23 protein-coding genes and 1 tRNA gene are annotated in these 24988 nt (G+C 43.9%); 9 read left to right on the plus strand and 15 right to left on the minus strand.

Annotated features, from left to right (window positions below; all coding sequences use genetic code 11):
- Positions 1–2: 2 nt before the first annotated feature.
- The 6 genes from AAA943_RS17080 to AAA943_RS17105 all read right to left on the minus strand — a co-directional run bounded on the left by AAA943_RS17080 (position 3) and on the right by AAA943_RS17105 (position 5228).
- Complete coding sequence (locus AAA943_RS17080; protein ID WP_338225595.1) at positions 3–1388, minus strand: type I restriction-modification system subunit M; 1386 nt, start codon at positions 1386–1388, stop codon at positions 3–5.
- On the minus strand, positions 1349–1510 hold the full coding sequence (locus AAA943_RS17085; protein ID WP_338225500.1) for a type I restriction-modification system subunit M N-terminal domain-containing protein: 162 nt from the start codon (positions 1508–1510) through the stop codon (positions 1349–1351). Before AAA943_RS17085 ends, AAA943_RS17080 begins: the two co-directional genes overlap by 40 nt.
- A gap of 8 nt (positions 1511–1518) precedes the next feature.
- On the minus strand, positions 1519–2094 hold the full coding sequence (locus AAA943_RS17090; protein ID WP_338225501.1) for a hypothetical protein: 576 nt from the start codon (positions 2092–2094) through the stop codon (positions 1519–1521).
- 693 nt (positions 2095–2787) lie between these two features.
- Positions 2788–3666, minus strand: coding sequence for an AAA family ATPase (locus AAA943_RS17095; protein WP_338225502.1), 879 nt, complete (start codon positions 3664–3666; stop codon positions 2788–2790).
- Between the two features lie 86 nt (positions 3667–3752).
- Complete coding sequence (locus tag AAA943_RS17100; protein WP_338225503.1) at positions 3753–4982, minus strand: tyrosine-type recombinase/integrase; 1230 nt, start codon at positions 4980–4982, stop codon at positions 3753–3755.
- Between the two features lie 172 nt (positions 4983–5154).
- Positions 5155–5228: transfer RNA gene (locus AAA943_RS17105), tRNA-Asn, on the minus strand.
- A gap of 514 nt (positions 5229–5742) precedes the next feature.
- On the opposite strand from AAA943_RS17105, the gene AAA943_RS17110 reads away from it, so the two are divergent.
- Entirely contained in the window at positions 5743–6201 is a 459-nt protein-coding gene (locus AAA943_RS17110; protein ID WP_338225504.1) for a (2Fe-2S)-binding protein, read from the plus strand.
- Positions 6202–6244: 43 nt separating this feature from the next.
- Positions 6245–8524, plus strand: coding sequence for a xanthine dehydrogenase family protein molybdopterin-binding subunit (locus AAA943_RS17115; RefSeq protein ID WP_338225505.1), 2280 nt, complete (start codon positions 6245–6247; stop codon positions 8522–8524).
- A gap of 177 nt (positions 8525–8701) precedes the next feature.
- On the opposite strand, the gene AAA943_RS17120 is transcribed toward AAA943_RS17115, so the two are convergent.
- Positions 8702–9124, minus strand: coding sequence for a hypothetical protein (locus AAA943_RS17120; protein WP_338225506.1), 423 nt, complete (start codon positions 9122–9124; stop codon positions 8702–8704).
- 75 nt (positions 9125–9199) lie between these two features.
- On the opposite strand from AAA943_RS17120, the gene AAA943_RS17125 reads away from it, so the two are divergent.
- Together AAA943_RS17125 and ctlX are read left to right on the plus strand one after the other, a co-directional pair.
- Positions 9200–10072, plus strand: a complete 873-nt coding sequence (locus AAA943_RS17125; protein ID WP_338225507.1) for a hypothetical protein — start codon at positions 9200–9202, stop codon at positions 10070–10072.
- Positions 10073–10075: 3 nt separating this feature from the next.
- A complete protein-coding gene (ctlX, locus tag AAA943_RS17130) occupies positions 10076–11008 on the plus strand; it encodes a citrulline utilization hydrolase CtlX (protein ID WP_338225508.1) in 933 nt (310 codons plus the stop codon).
- Between the two features lie 1147 nt (positions 11009–12155).
- On the opposite strand, the gene purB is transcribed toward ctlX, so the two are convergent.
- The gene (gene purB, locus AAA943_RS17135) at positions 12156–13499 is read right to left on the minus strand and encodes an adenylosuccinate lyase (protein WP_338225509.1); all 1344 of its coding nucleotides are present in this window, start codon (positions 13497–13499) and stop codon (positions 12156–12158) included.
- Between the two features lie 211 nt (positions 13500–13710).
- Here purB and AAA943_RS17140 point away from each other — a divergent pair, with 211 nt between their 5' ends.
- Positions 13711–14814 (plus strand): 2Fe-2S iron-sulfur cluster-binding protein, encoded by a 1104-nt coding sequence (locus AAA943_RS17140; protein ID WP_338225510.1) that lies wholly within the window; start codon positions 13711–13713, stop codon positions 14812–14814.
- A 10-nt stretch (positions 14815–14824) separates the two neighbouring features.
- Positions 14825–15313 carry a hypothetical protein gene (locus tag AAA943_RS17145; protein ID WP_338225511.1) on the plus strand — a complete coding sequence of 163 codons (489 nt, stop codon included), beginning with the start codon at positions 14825–14827 and terminating at the stop codon, positions 15311–15313.
- A 17-nt stretch (positions 15314–15330) separates the two neighbouring features.
- Here the strand turns inward: AAA943_RS17145 and AAA943_RS17150 are convergent, their stop codons facing one another.
- The 7 genes from AAA943_RS17150 to AAA943_RS17180 form a co-directional block, all read right to left on the minus strand.
- Complete coding sequence (locus AAA943_RS17150) at positions 15331–16257, minus strand: DUF4097 family beta strand repeat-containing protein (RefSeq protein ID WP_338225512.1); 927 nt, start codon at positions 16255–16257, stop codon at positions 15331–15333.
- Between the two features lie 19 nt (positions 16258–16276).
- Positions 16277–17077, minus strand: coding sequence for a hypothetical protein (locus tag AAA943_RS17155; RefSeq protein ID WP_338225513.1), 801 nt, complete (start codon positions 17075–17077; stop codon positions 16277–16279).
- Between the two features lie 54 nt (positions 17078–17131).
- Entirely contained in the window at positions 17132–18172 is a 1041-nt protein-coding gene (locus tag AAA943_RS17160) for a porin family protein (RefSeq protein ID WP_338225514.1), read from the minus strand.
- A 35-nt stretch (positions 18173–18207) separates the two neighbouring features.
- Positions 18208–19002, minus strand: a complete 795-nt coding sequence (locus AAA943_RS17165; protein WP_338225515.1) for a hypothetical protein — start codon at positions 19000–19002, stop codon at positions 18208–18210.
- Positions 18995–19564: an RNA polymerase sigma factor gene (locus AAA943_RS17170; RefSeq protein WP_338225516.1), complete on the minus strand. Its 570-nt coding sequence runs from the start codon at positions 19562–19564 to the stop codon at positions 18995–18997. Before AAA943_RS17170 ends, AAA943_RS17165 begins: the two co-directional genes overlap by 8 nt.
- Positions 19565–19704: 140 nt before the next feature.
- Positions 19705–19992 carry a hypothetical protein gene (locus tag AAA943_RS17175; protein WP_338225517.1) on the minus strand — a complete coding sequence of 96 codons (288 nt, stop codon included), beginning with the start codon at positions 19990–19992 and terminating at the stop codon, positions 19705–19707.
- Between the two features lie 150 nt (positions 19993–20142).
- On the minus strand, positions 20143–21837 hold the full coding sequence (locus AAA943_RS17180) for a helix-hairpin-helix domain-containing protein (RefSeq protein ID WP_420915616.1): 1695 nt from the start codon (positions 21835–21837) through the stop codon (positions 20143–20145).
- 457 nt (positions 21838–22294) lie between these two features.
- Between AAA943_RS17180 and AAA943_RS17185 the strand changes: the two genes are divergently transcribed.
- The 3 genes from AAA943_RS17185 to pyrR all read left to right on the plus strand — a co-directional run bounded on the left by AAA943_RS17185 (position 22295) and on the right by pyrR (position 24987).
- Complete coding sequence (locus AAA943_RS17185; RefSeq protein ID WP_338225518.1) at positions 22295–22696, plus strand: EVE domain-containing protein; 402 nt, start codon at positions 22295–22297, stop codon at positions 22694–22696.
- A 91-nt stretch (positions 22697–22787) separates the two neighbouring features.
- Positions 22788–24404: a hypothetical protein gene (locus AAA943_RS17190; RefSeq protein ID WP_338225519.1), complete on the plus strand. Its 1617-nt coding sequence runs from the start codon at positions 22788–22790 to the stop codon at positions 24402–24404.
- Positions 24405–24438: 34 nt separating this feature from the next.
- Entirely contained in the window at positions 24439–24987 is a 549-nt protein-coding gene (gene pyrR, locus AAA943_RS17195; protein ID WP_338225520.1) for a bifunctional pyr operon transcriptional regulator/uracil phosphoribosyltransferase PyrR, read from the plus strand.
- The last annotated feature ends 1 nt before the right edge of the window (position 24988 follow it).

A 24988-nucleotide genomic window follows, 5' to 3' on the forward strand; every position in this document is an offset into this window, starting at 1 on the left:
GCTTAAATATCAACTCCAATTTTAGCCAGATTTACTTTGATTCGCTCCTGAAGCTCATTTGACTTAGCAAATTGCTCTGATAGGCTAGAAGTAATGGTAGCTACTTTTTCTTCAAAGAAAATTCCATCATCCTCGATATCCTCAGCACCTACATATCTTCCTGGGGTTAAGACAAATTTGTTTGCTTCCACTTCCTCAAGAGAAGCTGCTTTACAAAATCCTGAGATGTCCTCATAATTACCATCCAGATTTCTCCAAGCATGGTAGGTCTCTGATATTTTGGCAAGATCCTCATCCCCAAGCTTCTTATTCTTTCTATTTACCATTTGCCCAAGATTTCGGGCATCAATGAATAGGATTTCCTTACTTCTATCTCGAAACTTGTGATTAGTTCGGTTTCTTGCAAGGAACCATAAGCAAGCTGGAATCTGAGTATTGTAGAATAGTTGCGTAGGTAATGCAACCATACAATCCACTACACCTTTTTGGATCAGTTTCTTTCTGATTTCACCTTCATTCCCTGAATTGGTGGTCATGCTACCATTTGCTAGGACTATTCCTGCTGTACCATTCGGACCAAGCTTATTAATAAAGAGTTGCAACCAAGCATAGTTAGCATTTCCTGCTGGTGGTGTTCCATATTTCCAAAGGTGGCTATCCTGCAATTGCTCACCTCCCCAGTCTGAAATATTGAAGGGTGGGTTAGCAATGATGAAATCAGCTTTGAGATCCTTGTGCTTGTCATTGTGAAAAGTATCTCCCAGTTCAATCTTAGCATCAATCCCTCGGATAGCTAGGTTCATTTTTGCCAGTTTGTATGTAGTAGGATTACTCTCCTGCCCATACACAGCAATGTCTCCAATTCTTCCTCCATGAGCTTTAAGGAATTTCTCACTCTGCACAAACATACCTCCACTACCACAGCATCCATCATAGATTCTACCATGGTAAGGTTCCAGCATTTCTACTAGTAATCTTACAATGCTCTCAGGGGTATAGAATTGACCTCCACGCTTTCCTTCAGCATCAGCAAACATTCCAAGGAAGTACTCATAGACTCTTCCAAGTAAGTCCTTACTGTCTTGTCCAGGCTTGTTGAATCCTACATTTCCTATCAAGTCAACCAGTTCACCCAGTCTTTTTTTATCCAAGGAAGGTCTGGCATATTCTTTTGGAAGTACACCTTTAAGAGAGGGGTTATCCAACTCAATAGCATCCATTGCATCATCAAGATCTTTCCCAATGCTTGGAAGTTTAGCCCGTTGATGCTGTAGGTAAGTCCATCTGGCAGATGGTGGAACGTAGAATACATTTTCAGCCAGATACTCATCCTTATCCTCAGCATCAGCTAAAGGGTCTTCTTTGAGCCTGTATAAAGCTCTTCGAATCTGTCAGAAATGTACTTAAGGAATATCAGCCCTAGAACAACATGCTTGTATTCAGCAGCATCCATGTTGTTACGGAGCTTATCAGCAGTTGCCCAGAGGGTCTTTTCAAGGTCTTGGGTCATTAATTGTGCTAGCTAAATAGAGAGATTAACATCATTACAATTACAGTTATTAATAAAAAGATTCCCAAGTAATTCCCCTCTGAACTTTCAGCTTCAGATCGTGAATTTTCTTCAATTTCTTTTATTTTCAATTCAAAGTTTTCAAAATAGGCTAGCAAATTCAAATCGTGTATTTCGTTTTGATTTGCAAAGGATAGGAATTCATTACCCACTCCATCTTTTTTCAGTATCAGAGCTTTACCATCCGCAAAAACCTCGTTCATTAGGATTTTCTTACCTCCCACTTCTATAACCAATGAATTCATTGCAGCAAGGTATTCCCATTTGCTTTCTTGGATCTCTCCTTCTTTTACGATGTACAGGGAATTGTCTTTTCTAAAAATGAGCCTTTGGAGATTTAGATCACCATCCACCATTGTCCAAGGGATATCCACCAACATGTTCTTGTTTGCAAGGCCTTGGCTATAGGATTTAAGAGAAGACTGAAGGTCTTTGATTAGGTCTTGGAGCATTTTTTGGCTTATAAAAAATCTTAGTTCTAACTTATAAAAAATAAATGGATTTTCAGCAAAAGACCAATTCATAATTAATGATTATATATTAATAATGGAATGTTTGGTTTTAAACCTTGAAATTTTTCAGTTTTAGAATTAAAGTCAAGTACCCCCTGAGTTATTGAAACTAATTTGAGTGAAGCTAAAATTCCACTTTTTAGCTAAAAATTGCACCTATTGATCAATTTACCTTTTTCAATAAGAAATATAATTTTATCATGTTTATTTTTTGTGGCCTATCTTGCATTTTTGTAAATTTCAATCCTAATCCAGTCCATTAAAATTCCTTTTTGGGCTGATCACCTGCGGTAAGAATTCATCGTAATAACAAGTAGGTTAGAAGTCGGGTAGTAGTTGCATTCTTGGAATAAAAGAAAAAAATAGCGGTGAGGTGTCCCCGATAGGTTGGAAAATGGAGTAATAATGAAGATTGTGGGTCGAGCATTACAAATTGGTAATTTGTCCTGAATAAACAGGGGATTTAGTTTCGGTGTAGGTGTAGAAGCATTTTGCTTTGACGTACGGCACATATAAGTTTTACTCTGATAAGAGGCTATAAAAGGATTCTCTTGAGAGGTTTAATAGACTTCTCCTTGGGGATTTTCTGTTTTTTTTGAAAAGGTTCTATTAGTTTTTCACAAATTTCCATGGAGGGGGTTAAATCCCTTTAGGTTTAGCCAGAGACCAAATGAGTATTGGCCTCCAGCTAAATTTCAAAATAGTTTAATAGGAACCATTTCTTCCAAAATTCATGGGATTGAAAAGAGGCTTTGGCTTTCTCAACTCTTCAGCTCTCTTGGTGAAAAGGTCAAGGTATTTTTCACCCTCTCCTTTTTCCCTGTAAAGTTTGTGAAGGTTTTCGAGTGAATCTATAGCGTTGATTTCCTCCTCTATGCCAAATATTCCAGACGATGGAATCCGACTTCCATTCTCACACCAAGATTTGATCTTTTGGCCGATACCTTGGTCAATGACAAAGGGTGTTTTTTGACTGCTAAATAGCTGGGTTCTATCTTTAGAGCAGGTAGCTCCATGGTTGATGTCAATTTCGAAGACAAGGCTGAAATCGTATTCCAAACCGTCTCTTTGGATTCCCTTTAGTCCAACCTTTTCAGGAACCTGTTTTCCATTTTTATCAGTTAGAACGTAATCCTGTTTGCTTCTTACTGTTGCAATAACATGAGCAGTGGAATTCAGGATTTTTTGGACGAGTGAATTATGTCTTGGTGTAAGCTTTGACCAGTTTGTAAAGCTGTTTCCTGCCATGGAGGAATGAATGTCAATGATTCCACCAGGGCCTTCCCATTCATGAGAAATGCTGTCAATGATGATCACTTCAATTCCTTCTGCCTCACAAAGCCTTATTGCCTCAATGTATCTCTCAGGGTTATAAGGAGGATCAAGACATAGTACATTGTAGTCTCCTAAGTGTGAGTATAGACTGGCTGATTGGTGTTCAGAATCAATAATGGCTATTTTATTCCAGTTGCCACAGAGCCCAAAGGCTAGAAGGAGGGAGGAGTACGTTTTACCACTTCCACTAGGGCCAAGGATTGCAATTCTGATTTTGGCCTGAGATCGATTTGATTTTTGTAATTTCATAGTTGTATTGTTTAAGTTGTTGGAAATAAAAAAGGCACCCAGTTCTGGATGCCTAATGCCTGATTTAATGTGTTTGATTAGAGGGGCTAATCGTTTTGGTTAGAATAATTGCTTTGATTAGTGACAGAATCCAGAATTTTAGTGGCCATGTTGTCAAGCGATTGCTGATCAAATAACTCCAAATAAATTCCAGTCACTGAATTTCCATATTCATGTCCTAGTGCCTCTGCAATCAAGTCTTTACTGAAGCCCAGCTTCTTTGCCACATTTGCATAAGTGTACCTGAAAACGTAGGAAGTCAAGGGTTCTTGAAATTCCAGCTTTTCACCGATTAGCTTTAGTTTTTTATTGATTCGCTTTGAAACAAGTGCCCTTGAGCTAATTGATTGTACTGGATTCTGAATGTGAAAATCTAGCATCAGTCCTAGCAGAGAAATCCTATCATGTTCGAAGGATTGAAATGTTTCGATGATTCTAGAATCGAGCTTAATGGAATATATTTTCCCCGTTTTCCCTCTCTGGTAGATTATCCGACCTGATTTTATATTTTCCTTTGTTAGAAAAAGCAAATCTCTGAGGTTGATTCCACGAAGCATGAATAAGAGTTTTCCCACATTCCAGACCTTGTACAGAGGTGATTTTGGAAGAAAGCCAGCATTGAAATAGCGCTGGATTTCTTGGAGGCTCAGAACCCTAGGAATTGTCTTCTCCTTTCTGATCTTATAGTTTCTAAAAGGATACCACTCATGACAGATCAAATTGTATTGGATAGCCTTATTACAGATAGCCCTGAATGTCCTCATGTATACTCCAATGGAATTCCAATTATTCCCTCTTGATCTGAGAACCTTCTCGATTTCCATAAGATCTTTGATGCCAATTGTTGAGAAATTGCCATGGAGGGAGATAATTCCTGAAAGAATGGAATAAGTGGATTTGTAAATTGTAGCTGAACCAGTCCTTCCTGAATTATTGAGCTGGACAATAATCTGTTCCCAAAACTCCTTGATTGTTAATTCATCATTGGACTTTTGGAGGATAAAAGACTTAAGCTCTTCAAATTCGAATTCTCTATTGGTATTTTGGCCTATAAACATTCTCAATTTTTTAGAATAAAGTTCCTTTAATTCCTCCAGGTGGTAGGAAATAGAATTATCGCCAATAATCCTACCTCGTTTTCTGTCAAACTTGGAAATAGGAATACTTTCATTGGTTGGAATGTCAAGGTATTGTTTGTGGTGGCAAATTCGAATTACCACAGGATAAGTGCCATCCCTCTTTTTTCTGCTTTTTAGAGTAATCTGTATTGTTGCCATAATAGAGCCAGTTTTTGACTCTGAAATGCCTCAAAAATGAGCAACTATTTTGTAACCCCTTCCCTGAAAAAACTGCCATTTTTCATCACTTTAGACACAAAATGTCTTAAAAGTAAAATTAGCGAAAAAGCAAAAAAGGCCCCAGAATTACTTCTGAAGGCCTTTTTGATTGCTCCCCCTCTTGGGCTCGAACCAAGGACCCCATGATTAACAGTCATGTGCTCTAACCAGCTGAGCTAAGGAGGAATACTTTCTTATTTCAAATTCTCTTTGCTCCCACGATTAATCCCGTACTTACGGGACTCTAACCAGCTGAGCTAAGGAGGAATACTTTCTTATTTCAAATTCTCTTTGCTCCGATGATTAATCCCGTACCTACGGGACTCTAACCAGCTGAGCTAAGGAGGAATTTTTTTTGTAATCCGCTCTCGCTTTCCGAAAACGTGTTGCAAATGTAGAGGCATGTTCCTTTTTTTCCAAACTGTGAATGGAAAAATTATTCATTCTTTATTCGTTTGCCCTTTTTCCTTTTCTTTTTCAGGGACTTAATTTTTCCTTTTTCCGAATAGGATCAGTGCTGGCAAGTGATTCCTAGGACTTTTCTGGAGCTATGCCAATCTATTGCTGTCCGAAACCCTTTGATCTTTACCCAAATTCCATAGTTCAAAAAAGGGGATAGCGATATTAATCACAACCCAAAATCCCGATCTCATTACTTTTCCCTAACTTATACCTTGCTAACTCAGAAAAAACCATCCCTATGGAAAACTATTCGATTTCAATCAACGGAAAAATGCAGACGGTCACAGCTCCTGCAGATATGCCCCTGCTTTGGGTGATTCGGGATTTGTTGGATATGAAAGGTACCAAGTTTGGCTGCGGACACGCACTTTGCGGAGCTTGTACCATTCACTTGGACGGAGAGGCCGTACGATCCTGCAGTCTCCCGATTTCCCAGGTGGGAGAAGGAAAAATCACGACTATAGAGGGACTTTCTGAAGATGGAGATCATCCCCTTCAAACTGCCTGGGTCGAGCATGTGGTGCCCCAATGCGGATATTGCCAATCCGGGCAAATCATGAATGCGGCGGCTTTGTTGTCTAAAAACTCAAACCCTTCCGAAATGGAAATAGAGGCTGCCATGCAGGGTAATCTCTGTCGCTGCGGCACCTACAATCGAATCAAGGATGCCATCATCACCGCCTCCCAGTCTCTCTAATCCCCACTAAAACACTCAAGCTATGCTTCCCAATTTGCCATTTTTGAAAAAACAGAAAACCAATGACTCAGATTCGCTCAGCGCAAATGATCGAAGTGAGATTTTCAGAGCTTCCAGAAGAGATTTTCTGAAGATAGGCTCTCTTGCAGCAGGAAGTTTTGTCCTGGGAGTGAACTTCCAATGCAGTGGACCCAAGGGGGAAATCATCAGTTTCGCTCCCAATGTCTTTGTCACCCTCAGTTCGGATAACCTGGTCACCATCGTGGCCCACCGCTCGGAGATGGGGACAGGGATTCGAACTTCCCTGCCTATGATCGTCGCCGATGAGTTGGGCGCCGATTGGAGCAAGGTGAAGATCGTTCAGGCAGTGGGAGATGAAGATATCTACGGCAATCAAAATACGGACGGCTCCTTTTCGGTAAGGATGTTTTATGAGCCCATGAAAAAATTCGGCGCCACAGTACGACACATGCTTGTGAATGCGGCGGCCAAAGAATGGGGCGTTTCACCGGATGAATGTGATACCGAAGCCAGTCATGTCATCTTGAAGGGAGGAAGTAAGAAAATTCCTTTTGGAGACTTGGTGGAGCAAATCAAGACGATGGAGCTGCCAAAGCAGGAGGAACTTACTTTCAAGGAGTTTTCCAGCTACAAATTGGTGGGAAAAGATGTTGCAATCTATGATGCTAAGGCAATAGCCACTGGAAAGGCGGTTTTTGGTGCCGATGTTAATCTACCGAGTATGCTGATCGCAGTCGTTCAGCGCAGCCCGGTGGTCGGAGCGAAAGTGATTTCCTACAAGGATGAAAAAGCTTTGGCCATTCCAGGAGTGAAGCAGGTGATAAAAATTGAGGGCCCCGGACTTCCTGCAGGTTTGGATAAGCCCTTGGAGGGAGTGGCTGTCTTGGCAGAAAATACCTGGGCGGCTATTCAAGGAAGTAAAGCTTTGGAGATTGACTGGGATTTGGGACCTAACCAAACCTTCAATTCGGCCAGTCAATTGCAGGAAATGCTAAAAAGTACCGCTGGCAAAGGAATGGTCAAGCGAGAACGGGGGGATTTTGCCAAAGCCAGATCTTCCTCAGGCAAAGTAATCGAGCGGACTTATTTGGCACCATTTTATGCTCATTCGACTGTGGAGCCACCCGCAGCAATAGCGGATGTGAAAGCCGATGGGTCAGTGGAAGTATGGGCCCCAACTCAGCATCCTCAATGGGCAAGAGGGGCGGTAGCAGGGGCTTTGGGAATTGAGTTGGCCAAGGTAAAAATGAATGTGACCTTATTGGGTGGGGGATTTGGAAGAAAGTCCAAGCCTGATTTTGTGGCTGAAGCGGCCATTCTATCCAAAGCAGCCGGGGTTCCGGTACGGGTTCAGTGGACCCGGGAATGTGACCTACACCATGATTTTTACCATTCTCACAGTGCCCAGCGAGTTGTAGCGACCTTGGACAAAGAAGGAAACTTGTCGGGGTGGAATCACCATACCGTTTTTCCTGCTATCGGCGCTTCCAATACGCCTGCTCCTCCTTCTGATGGAGAATTGGATTTGGGCTGCCGTGACTTCCCTTACCATGTGCCTAATATCCGGGTGGAAGCCCATGAAACCACCGCACATACCCGGGTAGGTTGGTTGAGGTCAGTCAGCAATATTCACCATGCTTTTGCTATTTGCACCATGCTGGATGAAATAGCCGAAACCCGGGGAGTAGATCCGGTAGATCAGGCCATTCAGATGCTAGGAGAGGATAGGCATCTTGATTTTACTGCTGAAATGGTGGGCGATTATGGGAATTATGGAGAAAAGATAGAGGACTTTCCTTGGGATACTGCCCGGATGAAAAAAGTAATCCAAACGGTAGCCGAAAAATCAAATTGGAAACAAAATCTGGCCGATGGAAAAGCAGTGGGTTTTGCGGCTCATAAGAGCTTTTTGACCTATGTGGCTTGTGTAGTGAGGGTGGAAAAAGATGCGGAAGGAAAATTAATCATCCCGGAGGTGCACTATGCCGTGGATTGTGGGATTGGAGTCAATACCGACCGAATTAAGTCCCAGTTTGAAGGGGGAGCCCAATTTGCCACCAGTTTGGCAATGACCTCTGCGATCACGTTCGAAAACGGGAAGGTGCAGCAAAACAACTTTGACACCTACCAAATCATCCGTATGCCTCAGGCACCTAAAAAGATAGAAGTACACATCGTGCCCAGTATGGAGAAGCCAACCGGCGTGGGAGAACCTCCCGTTCCGCCCTATATCCCTGCCTTGGCCAATGCTCTGTACAAGTTGACTGGTGAGAGAAAGTATGAATTACCCTTGAAGGTTTAGTTTTGATTGAAAAATTGACAGTAAGCCATTGGTAGTTTGCAGTGAAAGTGACTAGTATGTTTTCACTGTAGACTACCTCAATTCTTTTATAATCTACTATTCACTATATACTATTCACTATATACTATTCACTATTTACTATTCACTATTTACTATCCTCTGATTGGTGCCCACTCTCTACTGATCCTTTGCGCTAAACCTTCTCGTCAGAGTTTTGATGTATTTCACCTTTCGAAATCTCAGTGCGGACCAGTCCTCATTGATGGCGATTTGTCGGACTGCCTCATAATCCAGCTCTCCAGCTTTAGTCCAACCTGAATCCCGGTTGATATTCACTTTGTATTTCTTGGAAGTTCCCTTTGGGTAAGCTATCCAAAGCGCCTCATCCTCCGGAGAAAGCGCATGCATGGCTTCAAAATACTGGTCTATATCCTCTTTGCTGTAAACAAAGGCCAGAAAGAAATCAGCTTTTTCTTCGTTTTCAACTAGAAATCCATCTTTTTTCCAGGTTTGGATCAGACTGGCTAATTCCTCCGGAGCATTCCAGATTTGGGCCTTCATTCCAGGCTTAAAGTTCATTTTTTTCAATAATGGATCCATGATATTAAGCGATGGTTTGCTTAAAGTTGGCTATTTCTTCATACAAACCCAATTTCAAATTGGTACTTTTGGGCCATGAAAAATCTCCTCCCTGTCTATGCGGCATTTGTTATCCTCCAATTTCCATTACAGGCTCAGGAAATACCCATGGATAGTCTTTACCTTCCTGGTGAGCGGATCAAGGAGATCAATGATCCGGCTTTAGAGGAAGTCAGTGGACTTGCTTTTTCCCGTATTTACCCCAATCTGCTCTATCTCCACGTGGACAGCGGAGGGGAGTCGGCGGTCTTTTTGATGGATTCCTTGGGGAAAAGTCTGGGAAAAATCAACTTACTCGATACCCCAAACCGGGATTGGGAGGATATCGCAGTGGGCCCTGGTCCAAAAGGCAAAAGCTACGTCTATGTCGGAGAAATAGGGGATAATGCAGGAATCTATCCCGAGATTAGACTCTATCGCTTTCCCGAACCCGAAAAGGTAACCTCCTCCTTAGAAGTCCAACCCGAAGTGGCCGTCCTCAACTATCCCGACGGGGCCAAAGATGCCGAAACCTTGATGGTCGACCCTTGGACCGGAGAAATCTACATCCTCTCCAAAAGGGATGAGAAAAACACGCTTTACAGGGTTACTAAGGATGCTTTCTCCAAGAAAAAGTCGGTATTGGAGGAGTTGATCAAATTGCCATTCAGCAGTGCCGTAGCGGGAGATATCTCAGCTGATGGAACCCGTATTCTGATCAAGAATTACTTTGCCGTCTACTATTGGGAGAGAAAAAAGGGAGAAAGCCTGACCGATGCCCTCTCCCGAATGCCGGTTCGCTTACCTTATGTGCCGGAACCGCAAGGTGAGGCGATTGGCTTTTCTCCCAGCGGAAAATCCTATTTCACCATCAGTGAAAAGCGATTTAATATTCAGCCCTTTCTTTACCGATACCCTTCAAAAGACTAAATCATGCAAACCAGTTCTGTAATCTTGATGGTCCGCCCGGCCAACTTTGGATTCAATCCCGAGACGGCGGAAAACAACTTTTACCAGCAGAAAGATCAAAGGTCTGCAGATGAAATCCGGGAATTGGCCCGGAAGGAGTTTGATGGCTTTGTGGCTTTGCTGAGAGATCAGGGAGTGGAGGTGATTGTAATCGAGGACTCTGAGACCCCGATTAAAACCGATGCCGTATTTCCAAACAACTGGTTTAGCACCCATCCCGACGGCAAACTGATCCTTTACCCCATGTATTCCCCCAATCGTCGTCTCGAGCGAAGAAAAGACATCATTGAGCAGCTAATTAATTTGGGCTATGGGGTTGGTGAGATTTTGGATTTGAGCTTTTTTGAGAAAAGTGAGCAGTACATGGAGGGTACAGGAAGCATGGTTATCGATCATCTTTCAAAAACCATCTATGCCTGCTATTCCCAACGCACCCACCCGGTTCCTTTGGACTATGTGGCCAAACTACTGGGATATAAAGTGGTCGGGTTTGATGCTACTCAAGAAATCGGAGGACAAGTCAGTCCCATCTACCACACCAATGTCATGATGCATATCGGTACTGATTTGGCCGTGGTCTGCCTCGACAGCATACCCAAAGCCAGCGAAAAGCAGCTGGTACAGGAGTCTTTGACCAAAGCAGGGAAAAAGGTGATTCCCATTACGGCCAAGCAGAAGTTCCATTTTGCCGGGAACATGCTGGAAGTCAGCAATTCCGGCGGGGAAAAGTTTACCGTGATGTCACAGACAGCTTATGATTCCCTGAATGTGGGCCAAATCCAGCAAATTGAAAAATATACGACGATCATCAGTCCTTCCATTCCCACGATTGAGAAATTGGGCGGAGGTTCTGCAAGGTGCATGATGGCGGAGATTTTTTTACCTAGAAATCTGTAGGTGTTGAGCAGTAGGTAGTTACCAGTAGTAGTCTGTAAATAGTGAGAAGTAAGTAGTAAATGGTTTTAAATTCAGAAGGCTGAAACTCGACCAGAACAAATCATCTGTGGGAATCTGTGACATCTGTGAGCCGTATTTAAAGTCAGAAGGCTAAAAATTGACCTGAGCAAATCATCTGTGAGAATCAGTGATTTTTATCCGTGGAAATCTGTGGGAAAATTTAAAGCCTGATGCTTGGACCTAATTCAGCACAAGATCCAATAAGTTCAAACCCTATCAAATTAGTCTTTTTACAATGAAAAGCTAACCGAGAAAAAACCACTACTTACCACTAACCACTCACTATTTACGATTGTAGTAGTATGTAAATAGTGGGTAGTAAGTCGTAAATGGTTTTAAAATCAGAAGGCTAATACTTCATCAAAGCTCAGCGGGACAGTCAGAAAGCTGAAAACTTCCGAGATAAGAATTATCTGTGGGAATCTGTGTCATCTGTGAGCCAGAATAAAGTAAGAAGTATGAAGTCAGAAAGCTGGAAATTAACCAGAGCAAATCATCTGTGAGAATCAGTGATTTTTATCCGTGGAAATCTGTGGGAAAATTTAAAGCCTGATGCTTGGACCTAATTCAGCACAAGATCCAATAAGTTCAAACCCTATCAAATTAGTCTTTTTACAATGAAAAGCTAACCGAGAAAAAACCACTACTTACCACTAACCACTCACTATTTACGATTGTAGTAGTATGTAAATAGTGGGTAGTAAGTCGTAAATGGTTTTAAAATCAGAAGGCTAATACTTCATCAAAGCTCAGCGGGACAGTCAGAAAGCTGAAAACTTCAGAGATAAGAATTATCTGTGGGAATCTGTGGCATCTGTGAGCCAGAATAAAGTAAAAAGTATGAAGTCAGAAAGCTGAAAATTAACCAGAGCAAATCATCTGTGGGAATCAGTGATTTTTATCCGTGGAAATCTGTGGGAAAATTTAAAGCCTGATGCTTGGACCTAATTCAGCACAAGATCCAATAAGTTCAAACCCTATCAAATTAGACTTTTTACAATGAACAGCTTACCGAGAAAAAACCACTACTTACCACAAACCGCTCCCTATTGACGATTTACTGATCACTGCTGACAGCAAACTGCCCTCAAATCCCAGTATAATTAAACGGACTGATCGCCTTCAATTCTGTCTTCAAGTCATCCGAAATAGGCAAACCTTCCACAAACTCAGCAATGGAAGCCTGGGTGATTTTTGTGTTGGTTCGGGTCAAGTCCCGGAGTGCCTCGTAGGGTTTGGGAAATCCTTCTCTTCTCAGGATGGTCTGAATGGCTTCGGCCACCACAGCCCAGTTTTCTTCCAAATCGGCATCGATAGCTGCCCGATTGAGTTCGAGTTTGCCTAGGCCTTTTTGAAGGGATTCCAAAGAAATCAGCATATGGGCCAGAGGAACCCCAATCACACGGAGAACGGTACTGTCTGTCAGGTCCCGCTGCAATCTTGAAATCGGAAGTTTGGCTGCCAAATGCTCCAAAAGTGCATTGGCGATGCCCAAATTGCCTTCCGCATTTTCGAAGTCAATGGGATTGACCTTGTGTGGCATGGCAGAGGAACCCACCTCACCGGCTTTGATTTTCTGCTTGAAATAATTCATCGCCACATACTGCCATACGTCTTTGGATAGGTCCAAAAGGATGGTATTGATTCGCTTCAATCCGTCGAAAAGTGCAGCCAGATTGTCGTAATGTTCGATTTGGGTGGTTGGGAAAGATCGCTCGAGTCCAAGGAAGTTTTCCACGAAAGTGAAGGCAAATTCATTCCAATCCAGCTCAGGATAGGCTATTTGATGCGCGTTCATATTTCCGGTTGCACCACCGAATTTTGCCGAGTAGGGCACTTGCTCCAGGAGCTCCAATTGATTTTTCAGGCGAACGATAAAGACCTGGATTTCCTTGCCCAAGCGGGTAGGGGAAGCCGGCTGTCCGTGGGTTTTGGCCAGCATGGGGATGTCTTTCCACTCTTCTGCAAGATCGCTCAGCTTTTCGATGACCTCCTGTAAAAGAGGTAAAATCACTTCTTGCATACCCAATTTGAGCATGAGGGGAGTAGCCGTATTGTTGATATCCTGTGAGGTAAGTCCAAAATGGATGAACTCCTTATATGCCTCCAATCCCAGCTGATCGAATTTTTCCTTAAGAAAATATTCCACAGCCTTCACGTCGTGATTGGTGGTCCGCTCGGTGGTCTTGATCCACTCTGCATCTTCCAGAGAAAAGTTTTTGACCCAGCCTCGGAGTTGGGGGAAAAGGCTATGATCAAAAGCTTCCAGCTGGGGGAGGGGCAACTGGCAGAGGGCGATGAAATATTCGACTTCTACATGAACGCGGTATTTGATCAGAGCAAATTCAGAGAAAAAAGCACGAAGTGGGGCAGTTTTGCCAGCATATCGGCCGTCTACTGAAGATATTGCGGTGAGGGCGTTGAATTCCATGAGTGAGGATTTGAATCAAAAAGGAACCTGACCCGATTTTCGGGAAGGGCAAAGTTAAGTCTTTGACCAAAAAATCTTCTGTCTGCAGACATAATTCTCCTTTTTGTCCAAACTTCCCTTTTTGTTTTGGGGTTATTGAGGGAAAATATCCTAAGGATTGCCGGTTTTCCGGCTTGGGAAATTATTTTTGCAGCCAATTCATAAAATTCAGATGTTCAATTTCTTCAAGAAAAAGAAAGAAGAGGTCAAAGTCAGCCCTTACTTGCCTCTCAAAGTGCGGGAGGTAGTCAAAGAAACTTCAGATACGGTAACCATCTATTTTGAACAACCCGAACCCTATCTCGATTACAAACCGGGTCAATTTTTGACTTTGGTGATGGAATTTGAGGGAAAAGAACAGCGTCGTTCTTACTCCCTTTGTACTTCTCCTTTTGTGGATCCTTTTCCGGGGATTTCGGTGAAGCGGGTACCCGGAGGACTTTTTTCCAACTATCTGAATGAAAAGGTATTCCCCGGCAAAACCATCAATGTACTCAAACCTCTGGGGAATTTTACCACGGATTTTCATTCCCAAAACAGACGTCATTTCTTCCTTATTGCCGGAGGAAGCGGGATTACCCCTTTGATGGGAATCCTCAAATCAGTCTTGGTTAATGAGCCTCAGTCGGTCATTACGCTGATTTATTGCAGCCGAAATGAGGAACAAATCATTTTCAAAAAGCAATTGGATCTGCTTCAGAAGGCTAACTCGGACCGACTGAATATCATTCATAACCTTAGCCAGCCTTCGGATAGCTGGACCGGTCTCAAAGGGAGACTTTCCGGAGATCTTTTGAGAGAATTGTTTGCAAAAGCAGAGTTTGAAAAGCGCTATGAGGAGGTGTACTTCCTATGCGGACCTGACGGGATCATGGACACAGCAGAGGAAGTATTGGAAAAGTTGGACGTGGAAAAAAGTAGGGTTCACCGGGAAAGTTTCTTTTCCGCTGCTGCTCACCAAGCCCATGAAGATGCCCTCAAAGGTATTAATCATGGGGTTTTGACCCGGGACGTACGAATCCAATTGGATGGAGAGGAGCATGTGGTGACTGTGAATCCAGGCAAGACGATTTTGGAATCCGGTTTGGAATCCGGTTTGAATATGCCTTACAGCTGCCAAAGTGGACTTTGTACAGCCTGTAGGGGAAGATTGCTGAGCGGTCAGGTGAAGATGGATGAGGATGCGGGACTGAGTGATAAGGAAAAAGAAGCAGGATATATCCTTTGCTGCGTTTCCAGGCCGCTTTCGGAAGACATTCAAGTGACCATCGAATAAGCTCATTGTTTTGGAAATCGACCCCATTCGAAAAATCTACAAGCGCACCGAGAGGTTTACCCTGATTGTTTTGATGATTGCACTTCCAATCTTTGGATTGGTGTATCTCTATCATACTTCTGGGAGTATCAACAAGGATCTTCCTCCTTTGGGAGGATTTTTGAACGGTTTTTTGATTGCCTTTTCGGCCTCCCTTCTGATCGGGCAGTACCTTGTTTTTCACAGCAAAATCAAGACGACTTTTTCTGAAGAAGATTTGTTGGCAAAAGTAAAAATCTATTCCAAGGCCACCGAACAGCGGTTTTTGTTTTTGTTCTTGGTTTCTATTTGTACCAGTGTGGGCTTGCTTTTCGGAGGAAATCCCCTTCACACCATTCTTTTTGCTTTGGCTTTGGTATTCTTTTCTTTGGCCAAACCCAGTCCGGATAGAATGGCCAGACTGATGAAGCTGAAAAAAGAAGACCGGGAGCTGATTCGCGCAGCTTCCCGGCCTGAGTAATCCTTGATTGGTGGTTTTTAATTTTCGATGGAAATATTTCCTGAGGTGATATTTCCCCGGATCCAAGTGGAGGAACCGTTGTCTATTTCCAGCGTTTTACCGGAGCTGATGCTACCCACTTTCAGATTACCTGAAGAAGCTTTCAGGGAAAAATTGAAGTCTTTCAGGTTGGAATTGGTTTGGATTCGGAAGTTGCCCGAACTGCCCTGAAAGCGGGTATTTTCACCCAACCCTGCACCGGTGGCGCGCATGGTTCCTGAAGTAAACTGCAAGCTGCCCAATTTCCCGGCATTTTCGATTTTGGCATTTCCGGAGGTCAGTCCCACATTGACTTCACCACCGATATTTTTGGCATCCAATGATCCGCTGGTGGATTGATAGTCGAGGTTGCCGTCCACATTGTAGAAGTTGCCATTTCCTGAAGTCAGGCTGCTTTCCACATTTCCTTTTATTCCGTCGGCTGTCAGATTTCCTGAGGTAGCCTTGACAAGGAGATTTCCTACGATTTGATTTGCTTTTAGATTACCGGAGGTCACCCGTAGGTTGGTCTGTTCGCTTTTTACCTGAGAGATGGTGATGTTGCCAGAGCTTCCCTTGATGTCAAGCGCCATTGCTTCTGGTCCTGAAATAGTGATGTAGCCCTTATTTCGGGTGTTCCAGCTGTAGTTTCTCTGCTTTCGGGTATGGGTGATTTTCAGTACATCTCCCACAGTCACAAAGACGATGTCCTGATCGGTATCGTTAGACTCCAAGTAGGCCTCTACATTCACCGAAGAGCTAGATCCACCGCTGTAGGTGACATCAAGCCAACCGCTTTCTACTTCGATTCGGGTGATTCCAGGGTAAGATTTTTTGGTGTCCACCAATACATTTTGGGCAAAAGTCCAGGTTGAAACCAGCGCAAGTAAAAGCGTCAAGGTCAGTTTTGAATAGGTATTTTTCATCTTTTTTTTTGTTTAAAGTCTAGTCTGTAAGCAAAATTCCAAAACTCATAGCTTGAAGTTCCGGCCCTCTTCCAGGCTGGAAGAGATCATTCAGATCATAATTGAAGAAGAGGCTGACCTCACCTACACCAATTTCGGAACGTAGTCCATACCTGAAGTTGTCCACATACATGTTGGATTTTTCAAAAAGCTTGGTCTTATCCCCATTTTCATCCTCGTAGACATATTTTCCTCTGCCCCCAATTCGTAAACCGGCATACCCTCCCAGTCCAAAGCGGAGATTACCGTCATTGGTCTGAATACTCGGAACTAAGGTGAGATTGACAAAAGAGGCAGATATCTTGGATTTGGTGCCCATGCCATCGGTAAATTCCTGAAAGTCCAGTCCTTCGGGAGTCTTCACGGCTATGAGGTCTGTGTCTTCAAACTTGAAGTTGTACCAGTTCACTCCCAGGGCTGATTTGAGGCGGAAGTTTCTGCTGGGCTTCCATGTTCCGGTTGTATTCATGGCAAAATACCAGCTTCCCCAAGGTTTGACTTCGGGAGCCCCTTGATCTACAGGCCATAGGTTGATTCCCAGTTCAGGTTCAATGAAGTTGGTTTCAAATCGGGAAGGTTTTGTCTGCCTGTGATTTTGGTAGTCTTCTTCATTGATTTCCCATTCATAGATTTTGGTGCCGTCTTGGTATTTGGTGACCATCCAGCTTTTTCCCATGAGGGTATATACCTTGGTTTTTTCACCTTCCATGGCTGTTTTTTTCTGAGAAAATGCCAAGGTGAGAGGGAGAAGCAAAGCGAGGGTTAAAAGTAATTTTTTCATCGTTGGTTTAAGTTTTCAAAATAAAAGGCTGGGAGATAAGGCTCCCTGTCCTGATTAAAATACAATTCCGAAAGTGATGGGATTCAGTTCGGGGCCTTTGCCTTCTTGGAAGAGCTCGTTGAAGTCATAAGTAGTGAAGAAAGTGATTCGTCCTACTCCGATTTCACCTCTTAGACCATACCGTAGGTTTTCAAGGTAAAGACCGGTAGCTTCTTTGTCCTTCTTGCGGCCAGAACCACCCAATTCTTCATAAACGTATTTGGATTGACCTCCCAGTCTATAGCCCACATAGGGACCTACTGCCAGGCTGAGTCCTCGCTTGCTGTCATTCATTTTTCCAAAATCCAGCTCAAGCAAAGTCATGGCAGTGAGATAGGAAGCGGAAATCTTGCTTTTGAAGCCATCCACGTCTGTTCTCTGGGCAAATTCGATCATGTCTTCTCCTCGGACTGCTTGGAAATCCCGGTTTTCAAATTTGAAGTTGTACCACTGGAAACCTATTCCGAAGTTCCAATGAAAACCTTTGGAGATTCGCTGAGAGGCCATCCAATTGAGCCCCACTTGCCAGCTTCCCCAGCCTTTCACGGCGTAGGGATTGTCGGAAGTGGGAAATGATCCGTCCTCGAGGTAATTATTGATCCCTAAGTCCACGTTGAAGTAAGAGCGGAAAGGCGGATCCGATTTTTTCCGGCCTCCGGTTTCGACTTTGACCCGGGTATTTTCTCCGCTTTCATCTACATAAACTCTGACGCCGGCTACATTGACTTCCGTCTCCAATCCGTCCTCGTAGACTTTGACTACCTCCTTGACGCTGCCATCTTTCTTCCGGATTTCTACGATAGTCAGTTCTCCGGTTTGCTTGTTTTCTTCCAGATCCAGCTCGCTGATGATCTGATTGATGTTCATCAATTTGAGTTTTTCAAAGTCCTCTTTGGACTCTACCATGATGACTACTTTTCCGGATTTACCGAATTCGATGACCACACTGTCTTTCATGACACGGGTCTCGGTGAGAGGATAATCTGTCGGGTCAGAGGAGGCAAAAGCCACCTGAACCAAGGCCATCAGGCAAAATAACAGCAGATACTTTTTCATACGATTGATTTTAAGGAATGAGTTGGTTTAGTTATTTATGGTTTTTCATCAGAGGCTTCCCTCTTGGTGTTTTTTGCTGTAAACAGGTTGTTTTTGGCATCCTGAAGAGAAATCAGTCCCTCGTCCACTTTGCCGAGCAGATCTTCCACTTGGCCCACAGTTTTGCCCAGTTCGGTGATCAGGTTTTTATCCGGAGCTTCCCCTTTTTTGATTCCGTTGGAATAGATGCTTACTCGATAGAGCGGTTCCTCCTCGGTTGGTTTTGTTGCTTCTGCTACAAGAGTTTGAGGGATTTCCACTGCTTTGAGCTCAGGCTTGGGCAGTTCAATCAATTCCTCAGCTTTCAACTCCGGTACCGGGACGAGTTCTAGCGCTGTTTTTTTATTTTGCTCTTCCGGTTTTGTAGACGAATCAGCGATCAATCCCCGTTGAGGTTGGGTTTCAGCACGGTTTTGAACTATTTCCTGCTTTTTGGGAGCAGGAGTTTGGATTGATTTTTCTTCAGGCAATTCCACTTTTTCTTCGTTTTGGGTTACTACTTCGGTGGTGCCGTTCGAGTTGGCTTCAGGGGTAGTTTCTACTTGTTCAGTGGCCTGGTCGGCAAGTAGATTTTCTTCGCTTATTCCTCCTTCTTTGGGCCAAAGCAAGTAACCGACCGTCAGAAGAATGGTCATGGATGCGGCTATGCTAATAAAGAATCCCCAGCCTTTTTCAGCCTTTTTGGGGAGCTGGCTTTCCAACCTTTCCCAAGCCAGGGCACTGGGCTTTTCTTGGTGAGTGTTGAGTTTTTCTCTAAACACCCGGTCGAATTGTTCATTTGTCTTAGCCATGATTTGTCTTGATTTTGGGTGAAAGACTGGCAATTTTTTCTTTGAGCGAATTTCTCGCCCGGTTCAGTTGGGACTTGGAGGTACTCTCGCTGATTCCAAGTAGATCTCCTATTTCCTGATGGGAATATCCCTCGATTGCATAAAGGTTGAAAACGGTCCGATAGCCTACAGGAAGGCTTTGGACCAATTCCATCAACTCGGCAGCTTCCAAATGGGTCAACTCGTATTGAGGCGATTGCAGATAATGCTCGTCCTCCATATTCACTTCCATCATCAGATGCCGGTTGCTTCTGAGCTTCATCAATGCCTGAGTGACTACAATCCGCTTCATCCATCCTTCGAAACTTCCCTTGGATTGGAATTGGGGCAGTTTTTCGAAGATTTTCATAAAGCTCTCGATCATCACGTCTTCGGCATGTTCGCGGTTCTTCAAGTACCGCATGCAGATGGCCAGGAATTTTCCCGAGTAGGAATCGTACAGATGTCTCTGGGCAGCTCTGTCTCCCTTGAGGCATCCTTTGATTAGTCCTTCTTCTGTAGAAAAATTGGATCTGTTAAACATTCCGGTTGGCTTTCAATAGGGTAGATGCGGATGCCTGAAAATGGGTTGCGCAGGAAGACTAAAAAAAGTTAAATTTTTTGAGGATAAAAATAAAAACCCTGAAAGTCAGTTGCTTTCAGGGTTTCTTTTCGGAAGGTTTTTTACAGGGAAAGGACAAAAAATAGTAGGGCTACTCCCAATACCAGAATCATGATTTGGGATTTTTCCTTGAATTCCTGGGGAAGTTTCCTTTTTCGAAGCACCATCACGGCAAGACTCAAACCAAAAAACTGGAGCAAAAGGCTGACTCCGTTTAGCGGGCCCATGGGAGCATCCAAAAACCCGAATTGGGTATTGATCAAGGAGAGGGTTCCCAACACAATCCCCGTAAGTCCGAAGATAAACGAGCGCTGAAGGAGAATAGGTTCGGGAAGATTAGACCATTTCATTTTTTAGTATCTAGTAGCTAGAGTTTAGTATCAAGGATTAGAGGCAAAAAGCAATAGGCAAGAGACGAGAATCGAGAAGCAATAGCTGAATTTATGTTTGGTAATCAGATTACCATTCACTACTAACAACTTAATAAAACCTGAAATTGCCTACTGAATTTTTGCTTTTCGCTTCGCAAAGTAAGCAGCAATTTCCTCACCACTGAGTGCATTAAGAGTCATTTCTTTGGTCAGGCCACCTTTTCTCCCCACCAATACGCCATATTTCATGTCGGCATATCCGTCCATTTCATGGGCATCGGGGTTGATGGAGAGTTTGACTCCTTTCTCCATGGCATAATTTACCCAGCGCCAGTCCAAGTCCAATCTCCAGGGATTGGCATTGATCTCGATCACCACCCCGCGCTCTGCGCAGGCATCAATGATGACCTGATGGTCTATAGGATAGCCTTCTCTTCTTAGCAAGAGGCGTCCGGTAGGGTGTCCCAAAATGGTGGTGTAGGGGTTGGTGACGGCCTTGAGCAGGCGTTCGGTGGCTCTTTTCACATCCATGTTGAGAATGGAATGTACAGAGGAGACAATGAAATCAAAGCTAGCCAATACCTCGTCCGGATAGTCCAGACTTCCGTCTCCGAGGATATCACTTTCGATTCCTTTGAAAATCCGGAAGGGAGCCAGTTCCTTATTCAGCTCGTCAATCTCCTGATGCTGCTTGAGCACCTTTTCGATCTCCAAACCTCCAGCATAGCTGGCTGTCCGGCTGTGGTCGGAGATCCCCAGGTACTCATAGCCGAGGGATTTGCAGTACTCGGCCATTTGTCTCAGGCTGTGTTTGCCGTCAGAGTAGGTGGAGTGATTGTGCAGGATTCCTTTAAGATGGCTTTCCTCCAAAAGTGTAGGAATGGAATGCTCTTTGGCTCGGGTCACTTCTCCAAAACCCTCTCTCATTTCGATGGGAATAAATTGAAGCCCATGTTTGGAGAAAAACTCTTCCTCAGAACTGAAATCTTTTTTCAAGAGGAGTTCACCTATATTTTCTGTTATGGTCACTGGAGAAAGCAAATGGGCCTTGGATGCATTATGAGCCATTTTCTTCCAAAGAAAATCCTCGGAACTGGAAAAATAGAGGATGACTTTCAGGTCCAAATCTTTCAGCTTGCCTCTCCATGTAGTCGGACTGCTTTGAGTCCAATCCCAATCGATCCGATCCCAGTTTTTCAAGCTTTTCTTGTCTGCTTGATTGCCTACCAAAAACTCCGCACCGGAGATGATTTCCATTTTTCTGGCAAATTCACCTACCGCTATAAGAGAAACCTCTCCAGACAGGTTTTGTAACTCTTTTTCCAGATCCAAAATCGCCTCTTCAATATCTGCAAAGAGCCATTTTCCCGAATTGGAAGCCTTGAATTCCAGATTTTGTATGATGCTTTCCTGGGTCTTTTCTCCGAATCCCTTGATCTGGGCTACCTTGTTGCTTTGGCAGGCCTCCATGAGTTCGTGCGTGGAGGTGATTCCGAGTTCTTCCCAGAGGGTTTTTACTTTCTTTGGTCCCAGCCCTTTGATTTGCAGGATTTCCAAAATGCCTTGGGGAGTTTTAGTCAGGAGTTCATCCAGGGCAGGAAAGGATTCGGAAGCTTTGAGGCTAAGGATGGCTTCCTGGATGCTTTTTCCCACGCCGGGGATTTTTGACAGGTCAGCGTCAGCAATTTCCATCAAGTCCTGATCACCTCGATCGAGGGAATTCAGGGCGCTTTGGTAGCTTCGGATTTTGAAGGGGTTCTCGTCGTGAAGCTCCATGAGCTGTATGGACAGCTTGAGCTTTTTCAGGATAGTTTTATGATCCAAAACGTTTGGGTTTTCGTTAGGCTTAATGGACAAAGGTCTTCAATATTTGTTTCAATTTAAAGTCCGAAAGCTTAACTTATCCTTTGAGTGTTGGTTTAAAGGTAGAAGAAGGAAGGGGGAAGTTGGAAGTAGTGTTCGATGCTTTGACCCTTCGGCAAACACTGGGACCACAAGCTAAGCCCGAATGTTCGGTTTTCAAGTAACGAAGCCCGAAGACTGGAAGGAGGAAGTTTAGGGTCAAACTGTGGTACAAACTTATCCACTGTGGCGAATGGCGAATTGCCAATGCGGCAAAGTAAAATTGTCCATGCCAAGGTCTGGCCGATTGAAGTGTATCTTGCTTTGCCTTTTCAAAAGAAAAAAACACCCAATGACCAATGATCAATATCAATTACCAAAGATCAATTACCGATAACCAGATAACGAAAAACTCAATAAACAAATAACCCGAGAACCGATGAACTACTGGATGGTCAAATCAGAACCAACGTCCTATTCTTGGACAGATTTTGAAAAAAAGGGGGAGGATGTATGGGATGGCGTAAGAAACTATCAGGCTAGGAATTTTCTCAAGGAAATGAAGAAAGGCGATCAGGTCCTCTTTTATCACAGTGGAAAAGACAAGGCTGTGGTAGGGGTGGCGGAGGTGTCTGTGGAGGCTTTTCCCGATCCCAAAGACGGAGACTGGGTGGCTGTGAACCTGAAGGCCAACTCTTCTCTTCAAAATCCGGTAAGCCTAGCCGCAATCAAAGCTGAGGACAGGCTCTCTGAGATGCTTTTGCTCAGGCAGTCCCGGCTCTCTGTGATAGGAGTGACCCGGGAAGAATTTGACTTGATTTTGAAAATGAGCTCCAAATAGTCTTGACAAAAACGGGATTGTTTTATCCAAAATCTCCGAATATATTCCCAAATAGAGTAAAACTAAGCCCAGAGAAACGCTCCTAATTATCATGAAAAAATATTGGCTTCTTCTATTTTTACTTTTGACCCAATTTCAAGCCATCGGACAAATCAAGTTTTTATCCCGATTTGAAATCAAAGGACAGGCCTATGATCCCCCATTCGAAACCATGAGGACAGCCTCGGGATTGGTTTCTTTCCGGACCCTGTCCACCAAAAGTTTTTCAGGGGAGAGAGTGTTTCAGTTTTTTGTGTCAGACAGAAATCTCAACTCCAAGGGAATAGTGGAATTGACCCTGCGGCTCAACTTTGATATGATCGGATACGATATAGACGGGGATCGGCTCTATGTGCTATTAGCCAAAGGTTCTACCAGCAATGCCAACAAGTATATTTTGGAGGTCGACCTTCAGACCAATCAAGGGCTGGAATATCCTGCGGACAATCTGCTGCCATTGGACTTGGTGGAGTTTTTGGTGCAGGATAAAAAGGCAGTTTTTCTAGGGATGGCAGACAGTCGTCCTGTATTGCAGATTTTGGACTTGGTGAGCAAAAGTCTCCATACTGTTCAGGGAATTTACAGCAACAATACCCAAGTGATGCAGATCAGAAAAATGCCCGATTTGGAATCGCTTGAGGTGGTGGTGAGTAGAAAAGGTCAATATAGAAACAGGGAATTGCTTATTTTGACCTTTGACCTTTTAGGCAACCTCTATCGGGAAGTCAAAGTAGATCAGTTTGGAGACCCGGGTCAGGAAATTCTGGATGGGTTGCTCTTGGCTGATCAGAATTACCAGCAAGTCATGATCGGCTCTTACGGACTCAATTCCCGAGGCAACTATCAGGGGATGTTTATCATGGAAATCAATGAGTTTGGAGAGTTTGATTTCAAACTCTATGACTTGGGTGATTTTCCCAATTTTTATAATTATCTCAAAGAAAGACAGAAAGCCAAAAAAGATCAGCAAGTCCTTAAGGATTTAGAAAAAGGAAAAATCCCTGCCATCAGAAATACCTACACCGTCAGGGACGTAAGGGAGACCGAAAATGCCTATTTGGTGTATTTTGATCAGGTAAATATCGTGACTTCCCGGGGTGGCAATAGAGCAAGTACCACGGGTCCATTCAGTGAGTTTCGGTATGACCAATCCAACAGGATGGCAGGTCCCCCTCCCAGCATGCTCAATCAGGCTTCTATGGGCAACATGATGCCAATATACTCACAGACTGAGTATCAATACATTTCTTCCCATTTTATCAAGGTTTCCAAGGAAGGCCGGGTGATTTGGGAGAATTCGGCCACTTACGGGGATTTTGCCACTTTTTATCCAGAGCCTTTTGGGGAAATTGCCCTGCAGGGGGAAGACCTCTATCATGTCTATGCAGAGGACGATCAGATTGTCACCAGCTTTTTCAGAAATGGGGAGAAGAAGTTTGACCGACTCTATTTTGGCATCGAATTGCCTACTGAAAATGAAAGAATAAGGAGAACTGACCTGGAGTCCCTTCGTCTGGTCCATTGGTATGATCAGTACTTTTTACTATCCGGAATGCAATCCATCCGTTACCAAAACGAAGAAGGTTTGGAAGAGGTCAAAGAGGTTTTCTTTTTGAGTAAATTCGTAATCGACGGAGATTTGTACCAGCCTGAGGAGAAGGGGGACTAGTTTTATTTTCTATATTTACGCCCAAATCCTACCCATGCAAAAACGACTCGTTCTCGATCAGCAGCAGATCGCTATCATTCTGAAGCGATTCTGTTTTCAACTCATCGAAAATCACGACGATTTCGAAAACACGGTGATTTTGGGTCTTCAGCCCCGTGGGACACTGCTGATGGATAAGGTAGTCGCTCAGCTTGAGGAGATTTCCGGGGTACACGTGCCTTCGGGATACCTGGATGCTACCTTTCACCGGGATGATTTCCGCAGAAGGGATTTTCCTCTCAAAGCCAATGAGACCAAGATCGATTTTTTGGTAGAGGGCAAAAAGGTCATCCTTATCGACGATGTTCTGTACAAAGCCCGGAGCGTAAGAGCCGCAATGGACGCCATGATTGCTTTTGGCCGACCCCAAAAAGTAGAGTTGATGGTCCTCGTGGACCGAAAATATACCCGGGATTATCCCATTCTCCCTGACTACTGTGGAGTCAATGTCAACACACTGGACAGCCAATATGTGGTCGTCGAGTGGGCAGGACAGGGGCCGGAACAGGACGCCGTTTGGATCACAGAGAAAGTCAACCCCTAAC

Source organism: Algoriphagus confluentis, from assembly GCF_036245625.1.
Classification (GTDB): Bacteria; Bacteroidota; Bacteroidia; order Cytophagales; family Cyclobacteriaceae; genus Algoriphagus; species Algoriphagus confluentis.